Raw genomic sequence first — 14,450 nt, forward strand, 5'->3', positions numbered from 1 at the left:
AAGATGCCATGCGATCGCTTTTTTTCGGAAGCGTGATGTTCTTGATGGGACCAATTGCGCTGCATGCGCAGCTGGATCCATTGTCGCGGCGCGCTCCTGCGAACAATCCTGTTACCCAGCCCACGCTCTCACCCGGCGTGATGCAGTTGCTGCAGCTCGATGCGCAATTCGCGAAGGAGACGCTCGCAGGCGGCGGCAAGGCTTTCTCCAACTGGTTCGCCGACGATGCACTCACACTAAATGACGGCAAGGCCGCAGTCTACGGCAAGACCCACATCGCGGCAGAAGCCGCATGGGACCCGAAACAGTATCAACTGCAGTGGACGCCGACCGGCGGACAAATGGGGCCGAGCGGCGACATGGGCTTTACATGGGGCCACTATGATGGCCACTCAAAGGACCGCAACGGCAACGACGTTACGACCAGCGGACGATACATCACGATCTGGAAACGGCTGCCAAACGGAACATGGAAGGTCGCAATGGACGCGAGCGCCAACGAACCCGCTGCAGCCAGTGAGTGCTGCAAGTTGCCCAATCCTTAATGGCGACAACCATCAAACACGAGAGTGCTACGCGCGCTGCGGTGACGACGATCTCGCCCGAGCAGCGCAGGCTGCAGGCGCTCGATCGCCTGGAGATCAGCAGCCTTCCGGATCCCGCACTGGATGAGATCACGCAACTTGTGGCACAGATCTGCGACGTCCCGGCAGCAGCCGTCTCCTTCGTCGAACGTGATCGCGTGTGGTTTAAATCACGAGTGGGACTGCCATCGCGCACCATGTTGCGGGATGCTTCGCCGTGTGACGAGACCGTCCTGGGCGATGACGTCTTCCAGATTCCGGACGCGGCGGAAGATGCGCATTACCCGGACGGCTCCATTCCGATCGGAACCGCTTCCTTTCGTTTTTACGCAGGCGCGCCACTGCGCACTGCGGACGGCCAGGCAGTAGGAACGCTGTGTGTTTACGACGTCGCACCACGCCGGCTGGACGAGTTGGAAGCGAACACGCTGCGCACACTTGCTCGCCAGGTGATGACGCGGCTGGAACTGAATCTGAATCATCGCATCGCAGATCGCGATGCTCGCTCGCGGCAACGCGTGGAATCTGCGCTGACAGTGGAACGCAACTTCGTCTCGGCTGTACTCGACACGGTCGGTGCGCTGGTAGTCGTGCTCGACACCGCGGGACGCATCGTGCGCTTCAACCGTATCTGCGAGACCATCTCCGGCTTCGGGCTAAACGAGGTTGTCGGTCAGACCGAGTGGGACACGCTCGTACCACCCGAAGATCGCGACAACGCCATCGCGACCTACACGCAGTTGCGGGATGGCTTGTTCCCGTTTGCCTTTGAGAACCGCTGGCGCACACGCGATGGATCCATTCGCCGCATCCAGTGGACCGCAACCGCTCTACTGGATGCGCAGGGCGAGGTCGCCTTCCTGATTGCGACTGGTATCGACGTCACACTACAACGCGAAGCAGAGATCACGCTGCGCGAGAGCGAGGCACGCTATCGCCTGCTGATCGAAGGATCGCTGGGCGCCGTATTCACGCATACACTCGACGGTACGCTGCTCTCCATCAACACTTACGGAGCCGAGAATCTCGGCTACACGCCGGACGACATGCTGAATCGGCCGCTGTCGCACTTTATGCCCGCGGGCGCACAGTCTTCCTTCACAAAGTACCTTGCAAGCATCGCTGCTTCCGGCGAAGCGCAGGGCACCTTTGAGCTTTGTCACCGGGACGGAACATCGCATGTGGTCGCCTATCGCAACCGCCTGATCGAAGCCAGCACGCGCGAAAAATACGCACTGTGCTTCGGTGTCGACATCACGGAGAAGGTGCGAGCAGAAGAGCGACTCTCAGCACTGACACGCCAGTCGAATTCCATTCTTGACTCCGTGGGCGACGGAATCTTCGGTATGGATCTGGAAGGCCTGGCGACCGTATGCAATCCCGCAGCAGCGCAAATCCTGGGCTATCGTCCGGATGAGATCCCAACTGAGATTCTTGGGCGCGATATCCATGCGCTGATGCACCACACACGACCCGATGGCTCGGTCTATCCGGCGGATGAATGTCCCATTCTGAATTCCGCGCGCGAACTGCGACCCGTTCGCGTGAGCACCGATGTCTTCTGGCGCAAGGACGGCACCAGCTTTCCCGTGGAGTACGTAGCCTGCCCCATCCTGAACAACGGCGCAGCCACCGGCATTGTGGTCGCTTTCACGGATACGACAGAACGCCACGCGCTCGACCGCATGAAGGACGAGTTCGTCTCTACGGTGTCGCATGAGCTACGCACGCCGCTGACCAGCATGCGCGCTTCGCTTGGGTTGATCGCATCGGGTGCTCTGCAGTCGCGGCCTGACAAGAGTAAGCAGATGCTTGGCATTGCCATCGGCAACACGGACCGGCTCGTGAACCTGGTGAATGACATCCTTGAGCTCGAGCGCATTGGCTCCGGCAAAGCCGAGCTGCACTATGGGGATGTCGATGCGGATGACCTGCTGCATCGCGCGGCGGACCTGCTCAGCGGGACGGCTGCGAAGAGCGGGATCCACTTCACCTTCGGCGAACCTGGCGTGCATCTGTGGGTCGATTCAGATCGAATCCTGCAGACAGTCACCAACCTCATCTCCAACGCGATCAAGTTCTCACTGCCTGAAGGTGAAATCCACCTGGCCGCGTTTGACAGTGCGCCGGGCGAAGCGACGCTGGAGGTTCGTGATCACGGCCGCGGCATCCCGTCGGACAAGCTGGAGCACATCTTTGGGCGCTTCCAGCAAGTAGACGCGTCGGACGCGCGCGTGATGGGTGGAACGGGACTTGGCCTCGCCATTTGTCGCTCCATCGTTGCGCAGCATGGCGGGCGCATCTGGGCCGAGAGTGAGATCGGTCAGGGCGCGCGCTTCCTGCTCACGCTGCCGACCAAGCCCAGCAGTCATCTTCGATAACAGAAGCTAAAAGCGGCTTCCGACCATCGATATCGATGGGTGGGAGCCGCTTTCATTTCGGCGCATCGATCTCCTTGCGGAGATCTATTCTTCGTCTTTCTCTTTCAGCTTCGCAACGACGCTGAAGTCTTCCAGCGTTGTTGTATCTCCTTTGACATCGCCAGTTGCTGCAAGTTCACGCAGCAGGCGACGCATGATCTTGCCGGAGCGCGTCTTCGGCAAAGACGGAGTGAAGCGGATCTCATCCGGACGCGCCAGCGCGCCGATCTCCTTCGCAACGTGCTTCTTCAGCTCGTCCTTCAGTGTGGGCGTCACTTCGGCGTCGTCGTGCAGCGAGACGAAGACCACGATACCCTCCCCCTTCATCTCGTCAGGGCGACCGACGACAGCGGCCTCTGCGACCTTGGGATGCGCGACGAGTGCCGACTCAATCTCGGCAGTGCCCAGACGATGTCCGCTAATGTTCAGTACGTCATCGACGCGGCCCATCAGCCAGAAGTAGCCGTCCATGTCTCGCCTGGCGCCGTCACCAGTGAAGTAGCTGCCGGGAATCTCGCTCCAGTAGGCCTTCTTGTAGCGCTCGGCATCGCCGAAGATGGTGCGTGCCATCGCGGGCCAGGGCTTGCGGACGACGAGCAATCCGCCGTGGCCGAGCGGTACCGGCTCGCCTTCCTTGGTGACAATCTCAGGCTCGATGCCGAAAAACGGCAGCGTTGCCGATCCGGGCTTCGTGGGCACCGCACCGGGGATGGGCGCGATCATGATGGAGCCTGTCTCCGTCTGCCACCACGTGTCTGCGATAGGGCAACGTTTCTTGCCGATCTCGCGGTGATACCACATCCAAGCCTCAGGATTGATGGGTTCGCCAACGGTACCGAGCATGCGCAACGAGGCCAGCGAGTGCTTATGCACGTGCTCTGTTCCCCACTTCATGAAGGCGCGGATCGCCGTCGGCGCGGTGTAGAAGATGCTGACCTTGTGCCGGTCGACGATCTGCCAGAAACGATCGCACTCGGGCCAGTTCGGCGCACCTTCGTAAAGCATGATCGTCGCGCCATTCAGTAGTGGACCGTAGACGACGTAGCTGTGACCGGTGACCCAGCCTACGTCGGCGGTGCACCAGTACACGTCGCTGTCCTGCAGGTCGAAGATGTACTTCGTCGTGAGGAGTGTGCCGACGCCGTAGCCGCCGGTGGTGTGGACGAGGCCCTTGGGCTTACCAGTGGTTCCGCTGGTGTAGAGGATGTAGAGCGGGTCCTCGGAGTCCATTGGCTCTGCGGCGCACTCGGCATCGGCCTTCGCCAGTTCCTCGTGGAGCCAGTGATCGCGGCCTTCCTTCATGCTCACGGGCTTGCCGCTGCGCTGGTAGACGAGCACGTGCTCGACGCCGGGCGAGCGATCCAACGCCTCGTCGGCGATGGACTTCAGTGCGACGTCCTGGCCGCGGCGAAAGCTAGTGTCCTGCGTGATGAGCAGCTTGCACTGCGCGTCGTTCATGCGGTCCGCAAGGGCCTGCGCGGCGAAGCCGCCGAAGACCACGTTGTGCACCGCGCCGATGCGGGCGCAGGCGAGGACGGCGAGCACGATCTCCGGGCAGACACCCATGTAGATGGCTACGCGATCTCCCTTGGCGATGCCGAGGCTCTTGAGTACGTTGGCGAAGCGCTGCACTTCTGCATGCAGTTCTGCGTAGGTGAGCGAGCGGACTTCGCCTGGCTCGCCTTCCCAGAGCAGCGCAGTCTTGTCCGCGCGGCTGCCGAGTGCGTGACGATCGACTGCGTTGTGGCAGAGGTTCAGCTTGCCGCCGACGAACCACTTTGCCTCAGGGACGTTCCACTCAAGCACCTTGTCGAAGGGCTTGAACCAGTCGAGTGCCTGAGCCTGCTCGGCCCAGAAGGCTTCGTTGTCATCGATGGAACGACGGTACATTTCGTCGTACTCTGCGCGTGAGCGGATGTGCGCGCGGGCCGCAAACTCTGGCGGCGGTGGAAAGAGGCGATCTTCGCGCATGGTGGACGTAAACGAGTTCGGTGACGCTTCGGAGTGCTGCTCAACCATGCAGGCGATTCTACGTGGTGAGACACACGACCTTCCATCGACTGGTAGGCTCAAGTTATGTACGGCTTTGCCGTCTCCTCACTTATCGGTGTTTGCCTGGGCTTTATGTTCGGGGTTGGTTGCGCTTTGGCGGTGATGTACTCCATCTACATGGGCGGCTATCGCGCGGCACTGCGTGACGCAGGCCGCGACGTGAAGCCGGATCGCTGGTTCGAGGAGCAGGCGAAGGTCGATAAGGACCCTGAGAAGAGACCGGGTTAGCGGGCTGCGTCGCTCTGCTGCAGTTTCTTCACTTCCTGCATGAGTTCTTCGATCCTGCTGAGAATCTCTTCGTGCCGCGTGCGTGGGAAGCTGTCCTTCTTCGCTTCGACGTAAAAGGTGCCGCTCGGCTCGAGCGTTGCTTCCTCGACGTCTCCGAGGCCCCGGATGCCCTGCTTATGCAGGACGCCAACGAGCTCTTCCCTGGTCAGGATCTCGTCACGCATGGCTTTCTCGTCAAGCATGCCGTCGCGGATGAGGACTGTCTCCTCTCCCTGGACGATGTCATTCAGCTTTGGGTACGCGAAGAGGATGCGGTTGAGCACCCAGTTGGCGGCGAGCAGTGAAAGCGCTCCGACCAGACCGCCGGTCAGCGAGTTGTCGTCGCCGATGATCGCGTTCTGCACGGTGTTGGACAGCGAAAGCAGGACGACCAGGTCGAACGGATTGAGCTGCGCCAGCTCCCGCTTCCCGAAGACACGCAACAGGATGATCAGTGCGAGGTAGACGACGATGGGCCGAAGAATCTTTTCCAGCAGCGGAACGGGCAGGTGGAGCATGTCATGCAGCATGCGGACAGAGTATCGCGGCGTCGCCGAACGCTACCCCCTCCCCCTCCCCCTTTTTCCGTAAAAATCAGATTCTAAAGGAGTTGAGTTTTCGGTATGACTGCAAATATTAGATTTGATTGGAGTTACGGGCAAAAATTAGATTCTAAAGGAGTTACGCGCCGAAACGTGAACGGAAGAGCCTGAGGCTCTCCCGTTTCGTCTTCTTTTATTGTATCGGTGGTGTCAAGTGGGTTGTTTCTATTCGAGTCAGAGCGGAAGCAGTGAGTTCTCTACTTTGCGCGTAGTTTCTGGTGCCATTCCCAAGCGCTGGCGATGATGCTGTCCAGGTCGCTGAAGTTTGGCTTCCAGCCCAGGTCACGCATGATCCGGTCGGAGCTGGCGACGAGAACGGCCGGGTCGCCGGGGCGGCGGGCTTCTTCAATGACGTGAATGTCACGGCCGGTGACGCGACGGGCGCTCTCAATGACCTGGCGGACGCTGAAACCCTGGCCGTTTCCGATGTTGTAGATGGCGCGGTTCTGGCGATTGAGCGAGTCCATGGCGAGCAGGTGCGCGTCTGCGAGGTCCTGAACGTGGATGTAATCGCGGACGCAGGTTCCGTCGGGCGTGGGATAGTCCTGGCCGTAGATGCGGATGCTGTCGCGCAGGCCGAGCGCCGCGTCGAGGATGAGCGGGATCAGGTGGGATTCCGGCTCATGGGCTTCGCCATAGCCTGTCACGGCGCCAGCGACGTTGAAGTAACGCAGGATGGCGTAGCGGAGGCCCATCTGGCTGCCGAACCACTTCATCATGCTCTCCGACAGGAGTTTGCTTTCTCCGTAGGGATTGGTCGGGAGCAGTTCGTCATCTTCCTGAATCGGCGTGCGTTTCGGTTCGCCATAACAAGCGGCCGTCGAGGAAAAGACAAGGTGGTTGGCGCCAGTATTTTGCATGCACTCGAGCAACGAAAGTGTGCCGACCGTGTTGTTACGGAAGTAGAGGTCGGGCCGGTTCATGCTTTCGCCCGCTTCAATCAACGCAGCGAAATGGAAGACACCATCGAATTTGCCCTTGGAGAGAGTGTCAATCAGGAGATCGCGTTGTGCGAGATCCCCTTGCACGAAAGTTGCACCATCTGGGAGGGCCGTGCGATTGCTGTGGCAAAGGTTGTCGTAGACAGTAACGGTATACCCACGCTGGAGTAACAGCCGGGTGACGGTACCGCCGATGTAGCCGGCGCCGCCGGTAACCAGATAGTTCATTAGGTCTCTCACAAGTTCAGCAGTAAAAGCGGGAAGCGGGATTGCTTCCACCTGATTCTTGCACACGGCAAGTGGCCGTTTTGGCCTTGCCTGACGTCTCAACCTATATGCCATTTATTGAAGGGAGACCAGACCGGATGAGAGACATTATCTGTTGACGGCGCGAAATTATATTGCATTCGCGGCCGGGTCGCATATCATGGCGGTAATATCCCAGACTTCCATGTGTGAAACGGTTACCCTTGTGGTAACGGGGAGTACTCTCCCCGGCAACAACGTATGACCGTAATAGCGGCATATATGTCCCATGCCTACGCGATGGGAACGGCGCTGACAGGGAGTTTTCCCTGCGAGCGCCCAACACTGAAGTCTGAGGATTGCATTACCTATGGCAAATGAGCAGGCCTATCTAGAAGACACGCAGGCCGCAGCAGTGGCAGAGCGCGTTGCCGCCACTCCGTCCCAACGTGAATTAGCGTTTAAAACCTTTGGCGTGATGAACGCGGGCGAGCAGAGCAAGAGCTCTGTGGTCACCTCGTTGATCATCAACGGTTTGATCCTATTGATCGTGATTGCGGTCAGCCTGACGGCAAAGAAGATCGTCAAGACGGCTACGTTGACGACGCTGACGGCACCGATCCCGATCAAGAAGGAAGCGCCGCCGAAACCACCACCGCCCAAGCTGCCGAAGCCGCCCGTTGTTAAGGTGACGCCGCCGCCACAGATCCCAGATGTTCCGAAGATTGAAGTTCCTGAGCCGCCGAAGATTCAGCCGGTGATCATGAAGGCGTCGCCGGTTCCTGTTGTGACGCCGCCCGCGCCCAAGGCTGTGACACCGCCGCCCGCTCCCAAGCCGGTCGCGATCCAGCTGGCCCAGGCCGCTTCGGTTCCGAATAACGATCCGCATCCTTCTGCGATTCGCCTGGGCAGCCAGACAAATCCGATCAACAACACGTCTGGTCCCGCAGTTTCGCCAGTGAACCTGGGTCGCAGCGGTGCACCCGGCATGGCGGCCGGCAATACCGGTCTGGGCGCACCTTCCAAGATTGCCATTGGCGGTTCCGGATCGCCGAACGGTCAGATGGGCGGCCGTGACAATGGACCGCAGCCAATCAAGGGCATCTCCACTGGTATGACCGGCGGGACAGGCCCGACGTCGGCTCGGCCTGTGGGCGCGATTGCGATCGCAAAGGCGACGCCGCCACCCTCTATCCAGCAGCCGCAGGCTTCCGTTACGCCCGCAAAGACTTCTCCGAAGGTGCTGTTCAAGCCGAAGCCGGAGTACACGGAGGAGGCTCGTAGCCTCCACCTGGAAGGCACCGTGAACGTAAAGATTCACGTGTCGGCGACCGGTACAGTGTCTGTGGTGGGCGTGCAGAGCGGACTGGGCCACGGCCTGGATCAGGCAGCCGTACGCGCCGTTCAGGGCATGCGCTTCCAGCCGGCAATGGCGAACGGCCAACCCACCGAGTGGGAAGGCGTCGTCAGCATCAACTTCCAGCTTGCGGGCTAGAGCTCGCGGTCGCATCTACGGACGTCGAGAGTTCACTACGTCCGATCAAACTTTTGTGTACGCTGAACCTGTTACCGGGAAAAACACCAGGAGTCGTTCAACCATGAGGAACCTTCGCAAGTCTTGCATCGCGGGAGTCGCCGCTATCCTTCTTGCCGCAACGGCAATGCCCGCTATGGCCGGCATCCCGCTGCTGGGCAAGAAGAAAAAAGAAGACCTGCCCGCACGCAAGCTAACACCCGCTCAGATTGCCCTGCTAGACAAAGCGATCGCACGTGAGGCGGACGTGATTAAGGTTGTGCAGGAACGCGCACCCCTGGTCGAGACCTACATCCAGAACATGAAGCCGGATCAGGCGCTGCTACAGGTTCCCGCTTCGGACCAGCACTTTCTGGGTCGCGTGGACTTCAAAAAGGTGCTGAGCGGCGACACCTACGAGACGGAAGATAACCACAAGGCAAAGGGCAAGCTGGGGTTCTTCAAGAACTCGATGTCCTACATCGGCGGCCTGAACAAGCAGTTGCACCTGCAGTTCAACGAGGTCGGCTTTATCCAGATGATCCTGGTCGATGCGCATAGCTTCGACAAGGAAACCTACAAGTTCGGCTTTGTTCGGAATGACTTTCTAGGCTCGGTGCCGACGATGGTGTTCGACGTAGAGCCGGCCACCAACAAGTCGCGCGGTCGCTTCTTCGGCCGCATCTGGGTTGAGCGCCGCAACGGCAACATTGTCCGCTTCAACGGTTCGTTCGCTGGTTCTGAGAAGGACTTCCGCGAGTTCTACCACTTCGATTCGTGGCGTACCAACGTCCAGGAAAACCTGTGGCTGCCGACCGCTTTCTACGTGGAAGAGAGCGATCCGAAGAGCGACGAGCACACCGTTAAGTTCAAGGCTGTCAATCACATCTGGGGTTACGCGCTGAAGGTTCCGACCGGCGACGCGGAGAACGTGGACGTGGAAGTAAAGGGCGCGGACGACGTTTCTGCCGATGCCCAGGACATCTCGCCACTGGGCGCACAGCGCGCTTGGGTGCAGCAGGCTGAAGACAACGTCGTCACCCGCCTGTTCCAGGCAGGCCTGCTGGATGCTCCGTCGGACTTCGACAAGATCATGGAGCAGATTGCTGGCAACGTGCTTGCCTACAACAACATCCAGGTTGCGCGGCCCATCCGTGTGCGCACCCTGCTGACGGAGCCGTTGGAGTCGCTGGCCATTGGCAACACCATCGTGATCTCGAAGAGCCTGATCGATACCACTGCGGTTCCCGGCAACAACAACGAACAGGTGAACAACCTGTACGCGATTATTGCCTTCCAGGTGGCGCACATCATCCAGGGTCATCGTCTGGATACGAAGTATGCGTTTAACGACCGGTTGCTGTTCCCGGATACGTCCGCCTTCACGCGGATCCCGATGCACCACACCGATCATGACAACGAAGAAGCATCGAAGAAGACGCTGGAACTGTTGAGCCCGAAGGAACTGAACGACGCCTCCGCACAGTTTGGCCTGTACCTGGCCCAGCTGCAGGACCGTTACAAGTCGCTGACGGCGCTGAACGAGCCCATGATCGGCGATTCGCTGATCAAGGACCCCAAGACCGGCGTGTTCTGGCTGCAGGCACTGGTGGGCAAGGGCGGCAAGCTGGATATGAACGACCTGAAGCAGAACGCGGCGATGCCGCTGTCGAGCTTCCTGCGTTTCGATCCGTGGACCGACCAGGTTGTGCAGATGCACCCGGCTTACGAGCCGCTGCTGTCTTCGCGCGACAAGATGCCGTTTGAAGTGACGCCCGTCTACCTGAAGCTGAGCTACTACAAGGCACCGACGAACGCCCTGGACGCTGCTGCCGCAGCTGCCGCGGCAGCCGGAGCGAACGCCACGACCGATGCTGCGGGTAACGCAGTCTCGGCACCGCCGGCTTCGACTGGAACGCCCGCTGCTGCACCGGTGGCGACTCCCTCCACTGGAGTACCCGCAAACCAGTAATTCCGTTTCGTTCAACCAAGGGGAGACACGAATCGTGTCTCCCCTTTTTCTTGCTCAAAAGGAAGCTCTGGTACGGTGCCGTGTGTTTCGGTAGACTCGGACAGTACCCAAGACATACAGAGATCCACACGCTCACAAGTCCTTCCCCGCCCGCATGACCACGGCTCAAGAGGTACGAAGCGAGGAGGAGTTTCCTTGTTGCAAACAAGTCAGTTGACGCGGTTCCGCCGTTTTCTGTCCGGAGCTGCACTGCTCGCAGTGATGGGTGGAGCTGCCGGTCTTACCGGGCGACTGCATGCGCAGGCATCCACCACGACTGCCAGCCGGGCAGCGGATCTGCAGATTGGCCTGACCTACTCGGGCGCGCCCATCAGCGATCGATCGCTATTCCTGTATGAATCGAACCGTCTGTATGGATTTGGTGGGTATGCGACCCTGGATTTCAAGGCGCACTACGGCATTGAAGTGAACATCCGCCAGTTGAATTCAGGGTCGGGCGACAAAGTCTATGAGCGCACGTATGAGGTGGGCGGTCGATACATCCGGCATTACGGGCGGTTCGGTCCCTATGGCCGCGCGAGCTACGGCCGCGGTGTCTTCAACTTCCGCAATGATGCGGCAAATCTGGCCTACAACCTGTATGCCTTTGGTGGCGGGGTGGATGTGAACCTGGTCCCGTCGATCAATCTTCGTGGGGATTTCGACTATCAGAAGTGGATGGGATTCCCGCTGGGGCTAAGTCCAATGGTAGTCACCGCGGGTATCGCGTATCACTTCCACTAAAGGAAGATCCGGCGGGACTCATCTGCAGAGACAGCAAAGCCCCGGAGTGCTCCGGGGCTTCTGCTTTGGTTCGATAGCGGACGTTTAGAAGTGGTATGCCAGGCCCAGGGTGGGCATGGAGATGACTTCGTAGCGGCCGGTCTTGAAGTTCTGGTTATCCAGCTTAAAGTCAGGCGCCTTTGCGAGAAGTCCGCGGTATCCAATGCGGATGTCGTAGCTGGGGCTGATCTCATAGGCCAAGCCCGCGCCAAAGAAACCACCCAGCGAGATCTGCCGCTTGGCATCCAGCGATTGGGTCTCAAAGTCACGAATCGGCGAGAACATGATGGCGCCGATACCGACTTCCGCAAACGGATTGTAGTTGCGGTAGTTCCGGCTATAGACGTAGCCGAACGAGACTTCCTGCTGGCGCGTGTGAACCTGGTAGCGCTTGAAGCTGGTCGCCGTCAGATCGCTGGTGTACTGCGAGAAGCTGTAGTTTGCTTCCAGCGCGCTGCGAGGCGTCAACATAAAGCGATAACTGGCCAGCGCGCCAAGAGCCATGCTGGCATTCAGTTGCGATCCCTGGCCGTTGACCTGGGGCGGGATATTTCCGGTTGCGCTAAGGCTTACATCCTGGCGGCTCTCCTGAGCATGGGCCGACATTGCGCCAGCCAGCAGAGCACACATCCACATCATCTTCTTCATTCGTATGACCAACCTCAACGTCTTCCGGTGACTCATCGCAGCCAGTCTGGCGCGTGCAACGGACGTACATGTTTCATTGTACCTGTTAGGACTGCCCTGATCGCCGGAAGTGAGCGATCAATCCGCACGTTCGGGTACAAAGCAGTATGCGCCGCCGGTTGTCTCAGCATATTCCCTTACGCCCTTGAGGAATTCGAGTGCGGCATGGGAAAGGTTCGCTTCTTTGCGATGGACGAGGCGGAGCTTGCGTTCCATCTGCAGTTCTTTGACATGGACGCGGACGAGCGCGCCGCTCTTGAGTTCGCGTTCGACGGTGAGACCGGGTACGAGCGCGACGCCATTGCCGAGTTCGACGAAACGGCGGACGGCTTCAAGGCTGGGGAGTTCCACGTCGATGCGCAGCTCAGTTTTATGGCGGCGGAAGGCTTCGACGACCTTAATCCGCTGTGGCGAGGGGACGTTGTGCGCGATGAAGTTCTGGTCGCCGAGGTCGCGGATGGAGACCGATTTCGTGCGGGCGAGGGCGTGGCGCGGGTTGACGACAAAGGCCAGTTCGTCGCGATAGACGACGATGGATTTGAGGGCGCGGTCGTCGGGTTTGAAGCTGAGGACGCCGATCTCGACGGAGTGAAGCAGGACTTCGTCGGCGATGCGGCTGGCGAGCGAGCGCTGCACGCTGACCTTGACGCGCGGGTGCAGGCGGCGGAAGCCGTCAAGTACGGGCAGCAGGTAGAGGCAGGTGTACTCGTTTGCGGCGAGGTTGAGTGTGCCGCGATGGAGGCTGCGGAGTTCGCCGAGTGCGTGGTTGGCTTCGACGCGCAGGTTTAGTAGTTTTTGTGCGTACTCGCGAAGGACCTCACCGGCGTCTGTTAGAAGGCCATCGCGTGAGGCGCGGTCGAAGAGGGCTTCGCCGAGCTGGCCTTCGAGCTTGGCGACTGCCTGGCTTACGGCCGGCTGCGTTCGATGCAGGCGCGCTGCGGCTCGCGAAAAGCTGCGCTCTTCCGCGACTGCAAGAAAGGTTTCGAGTGCGAACAGGTCCAACGGGACAGACTCCTATGGCGGGTAAACAGCAAATCGCCCTATAAGTACTTCTGATGATGCTATCACCGCATATAAACATTCCTTATCGCTATACTTCAATACAGAGGGACCGATGAGCACTACATCCGACCGTGTATTTTTCTTTGACACCACGCTGCGCGATGGCGAGCAATCGCCGGGCTGCACCATGCACCATGAAGAGAAGCTGCGCTTTGCGCACCAGCTTGGGGCATTGGGCGTGGACATTATCGAGGCTGGCTTTCCGATCGCCTCGGACGGCGATTTTGCCAGCGTTCAGGCGATTGCACGCGAAGTGCGCGGACCGCGCATTGCTGCGCTGGCACGCTGCAAGACGGGCGATATCGAGCGCGCGGCACGGGCCGTGGAAGGTGCCGGCAGCAATCGCATCCACACCTTTATTGCGTCGAGCGATCTGCATCTGGAAGCGAAGCTTCGCATCACGCGTCAGCAGGCTCTGGACCAGACGGGCGAATGTGTGCGCCTGGCGAAGACTTACACCGAGGATGTTGAGTTCTCGGCGGAAGATGCGACGCGCTCCGATCGCGAGTTCCTGGTGCAGATGGTCGAGATTGCGATAGCGGCTGGTGCTACGACGATCAACCTGCCGGATACTGTCGGCTATTCGACACCCGCGGAGTATCGCGCGATGTTTGAGTCAATGTGCGCGCGTTTCAGCGGCGCGAAGGACGTGATCTTTTCCACGCACTGCCATGACGATCTTGGCCTTGCCGTCATTAATACGGTGAGTGGTGTGGAGGGTGGTGCGCGCCAGGTCGAGGTGTCGATGCATGGCATCGGTGAACGTGCCGGTAACGCTGCCCTGGAAGAGGTTGCGGCACTCTTCAAGATCCGCCATGACCAGTACCCGTTCAGCAACAACCTGAAGATGGATGAGATTGGCGCGACGAGCAAGATGCTGGACGGCATCATCTCGTTTGCACCGTCGCCGAATAAGGCGATTGTGGGTAAGAACGCGTTTGCGCATGCCAGCGGGATTCATCAGCACGGGATGCTGGCCAATCCGCTGACCTACGAGATTATGAAGCCTGCCATCTTCGGTGTGGACGCCAACACCATTGTGCTGGGTAAGCACAGCGGCCGTCGCGCGCTGGAACATCGCCTGAAGGAACTGGGGTTCGACCTGAACAAGGACGAGGTCGAGCAGACCTATACGCGGTTCACGGCGCTGGCCGATCGCAAGAAGAATATCTACGACCAGGACATTGTGGCGCTGGTGCCGCAGTCCGTCTCGTAGTTTCCCGATATCTCACAGGGCAGCAACACCGCTGGCTTGTTGACTCGTTCGGCGCACTGCGCCTCT

The 14,450-nt window shown here is 59.7% G+C and carries 12 protein-coding genes; 7 read left to right on the forward strand and 5 right to left on the reverse strand.

Annotated elements, in window-relative coordinates:
- Positions 1 to 8 precede the first annotated feature (8 nt).
- Positions 9 to 545 carry a YybH family protein gene (locus TERRO_RS17025; protein ID WP_014786938.1) on the forward strand — a complete coding sequence of 179 codons (537 nt, stop codon included), beginning with the start codon at positions 9 to 11 and terminating at the stop codon, positions 543 to 545.
- Positions 545 to 2,965, forward strand: a complete 2,421-nt coding sequence (locus TERRO_RS17030; protein WP_014786939.1) for a PAS domain S-box protein — start codon at positions 545 to 547, stop codon at positions 2,963 to 2,965. The genes TERRO_RS17025 and TERRO_RS17030 overlap by 1 nt, the downstream gene beginning before the upstream one ends.
- A gap of 84 nt (positions 2,966 to 3,049) precedes the next feature.
- On the opposite strand, the gene acs is transcribed toward TERRO_RS17030, so the two are convergent.
- Positions 3,050 to 5,023 (reverse strand): acetate--CoA ligase, encoded by a 1,974-nt coding sequence (gene acs / locus TERRO_RS17035; protein WP_014786940.1) that lies wholly within the window; start codon positions 5,021 to 5,023, stop codon positions 3,050 to 3,052.
- Positions 5,024 to 5,080: 57 nt separating this feature from the next.
- Between acs and TERRO_RS17040 the strand changes: the two genes are divergently transcribed.
- Complete coding sequence (locus TERRO_RS17040) at positions 5,081 to 5,284, forward strand: hypothetical protein (RefSeq protein WP_014786941.1); 204 nt, start codon at positions 5,081 to 5,083, stop codon at positions 5,282 to 5,284.
- Here TERRO_RS17040 and TERRO_RS17045 read toward each other — a convergent pair.
- Complete coding sequence (locus tag TERRO_RS17045; protein ID WP_014786942.1) at positions 5,281 to 5,853, reverse strand: DUF421 domain-containing protein; 573 nt, start codon at positions 5,851 to 5,853, stop codon at positions 5,281 to 5,283. The genes TERRO_RS17040 and TERRO_RS17045 overlap by 4 nt on opposite strands.
- Positions 5,854 to 6,122: 269 nt before the next feature.
- The gene (galE, locus tag TERRO_RS17050) at positions 6,123 to 7,094 is read right to left on the reverse strand and encodes a UDP-glucose 4-epimerase GalE (protein ID WP_014786943.1); all 972 of its coding nucleotides are present in this window, start codon (positions 7,092 to 7,094) and stop codon (positions 6,123 to 6,125) included.
- A gap of 388 nt (positions 7,095 to 7,482) precedes the next feature.
- On the opposite strand from galE, the gene TERRO_RS17055 reads away from it, so the two are divergent.
- From TERRO_RS17055 to TERRO_RS17065, 3 genes are all read left to right on the forward strand, one after another.
- Positions 7,483 to 8,607: an energy transducer TonB gene (locus TERRO_RS17055; RefSeq protein ID WP_014786944.1), complete on the forward strand. Its 1,125-nt coding sequence runs from the start codon at positions 7,483 to 7,485 to the stop codon at positions 8,605 to 8,607.
- 103 nt (positions 8,608 to 8,710) lie between these two features.
- Positions 8,711 to 10,597, forward strand: a complete 1,887-nt coding sequence (locus tag TERRO_RS17060; RefSeq protein ID WP_014786945.1) for a hypothetical protein — start codon at positions 8,711 to 8,713, stop codon at positions 10,595 to 10,597.
- A 195-nt stretch (positions 10,598 to 10,792) separates the two neighbouring features.
- Positions 10,793 to 11,380 (forward strand): hypothetical protein, encoded by a 588-nt coding sequence (locus tag TERRO_RS17065; RefSeq protein WP_014786946.1) that lies wholly within the window; start codon positions 10,793 to 10,795, stop codon positions 11,378 to 11,380.
- Between the two features lie 84 nt (positions 11,381 to 11,464).
- On the opposite strand, the gene TERRO_RS17070 is transcribed toward TERRO_RS17065, so the two are convergent.
- Complete coding sequence (locus TERRO_RS17070) at positions 11,465 to 12,067, reverse strand: outer membrane beta-barrel protein (protein WP_014786947.1); 603 nt, start codon at positions 12,065 to 12,067, stop codon at positions 11,465 to 11,467.
- 117 nt (positions 12,068 to 12,184) lie between these two features.
- Entirely contained in the window at positions 12,185 to 13,108 is a 924-nt protein-coding gene (locus TERRO_RS17075; protein ID WP_014786948.1) for a LysR substrate-binding domain-containing protein, read from the reverse strand.
- A gap of 112 nt (positions 13,109 to 13,220) precedes the next feature.
- Here TERRO_RS17075 and TERRO_RS17080 point away from each other — a divergent pair, with 112 nt between their 5' ends.
- Positions 13,221 to 14,384 (forward strand): 2-isopropylmalate synthase, encoded by a 1,164-nt coding sequence (locus TERRO_RS17080; RefSeq protein WP_014786949.1) that lies wholly within the window; start codon positions 13,221 to 13,223, stop codon positions 14,382 to 14,384.
- The last annotated feature ends 66 nt before the right edge of the window (positions 14,385 to 14,450 follow it).

The organism is Terriglobus roseus DSM 18391, assembly GCF_000265425.1.
Taxonomy (GTDB): domain Bacteria; phylum Acidobacteriota; class Terriglobia; order Terriglobales; family Acidobacteriaceae; genus Terriglobus; species Terriglobus roseus.